Origin of the sequence: Actinosynnema sp. NPDC023658 (assembly GCF_040639995.1) — a bacterium.
Taxonomy (GTDB): domain Bacteria; phylum Actinomycetota; class Actinomycetes; order Mycobacteriales; family Pseudonocardiaceae; genus Actinosynnema.
Genome location: NZ_JBFAAX010001504.1, coordinates 1 through 1,029, shown reverse-complemented (window position 1 = coordinate 1,029; position 1,029 = coordinate 1). Strand labels below are relative to the sequence as shown.

General features: G+C 74.1%; 1 protein-coding gene. It reads left to right on the top strand.

The features are described from left to right. Nucleotides 1-188: 188 nt before the first annotated feature. The coding region (locus AB0G02_RS42120; protein WP_360806762.1) for an FAD-binding protein at nt 189-1,029 on the top strand (841 nt) is incomplete at its 3' end.

The following is a 1,029-nucleotide window of genomic DNA, read 5'->3' as shown; positions in this document are numbered from 1 at the left end:
CGATCACCGCGGCGTCCACCCCGGGCCGGGGCACCCCACCGGACAGGAACGGCGCGCACCCCGCGCACACCGCCCCCGCCAAGGTCGCGTAGCGCAGCATCCCGGCACCTCCCCGGCGTGGGACGAGCGGCGGCGGGGATCCGTTCCACCGGGCGGGCGACCGGGTGCGATGGGGCAGAATCGGGCCCGTGAGCACCAACTGGGCAGGCAACTTCACCTTCTCCGCCGCGCGGACCGCGCACCCCACGTCGGTCGAGGAGGTCCGGGACGCGGTCCGGACCGCCGTGTCCGCGCGCGTGGTCGGCGCGGGTCACTCGTTCAGCACGGTCGCGGACACCGCCGGCACGCTGATCAGCCTCGACGGGATGCCCGAGGTGTTCGAGGTCCGCGACGGGTCGGTGCGGGTGGGCGCCGGGACCCGGTTGGCGCGGCTGGCCGAGCTGCTGCACGCGGCCGGGCTCGCGCTGCCCGCCATGCCGTCGTTGCCGCACATCACGATCATCGGCGCGTGCGCCACCGCCACCCACGGCTCCGGCAACGACGTCCCGTCGCTGGCCAGCCTGGTCCGCTCGCTCGACCTGGTCACCGCGTCCGGTGACCTCATCACCCTGAGCAGGGGAGACGCCGGTTTCGACGGGGCCGTGGTGGCGTTCGGCTCGCTCGGCGTGGTGGTGGCCGTGGAGCTGGACGTCGTCCCGACCTTCGACGTCGAGCAGCGGGTCTACCAGGACATGCCGTTCGACGTGCTCGTCGACAACGTGGACGCGGTGTTCTCCAGCGCCTACAGCGTCAGCGCCTTCACCACCTGGCAGGGCGTCGCCCACGTGTTCGCCAAGCACCGCACCACCGACACCAGGCACGACCTGGACTGGACGGGCGCGACGCCCGCGACCGAGCCGGTGCACCCGGTGCCCGGCCAGCCCGCCCTGCACTGCACCACCCAGCTCGGGGTGCCCGGACCGTGGCACGAGCGGCTGCCGCACTTCCGCGCGGACTTCACCCCCAGCGTCGGCCGTGAGCTCCAGTCCG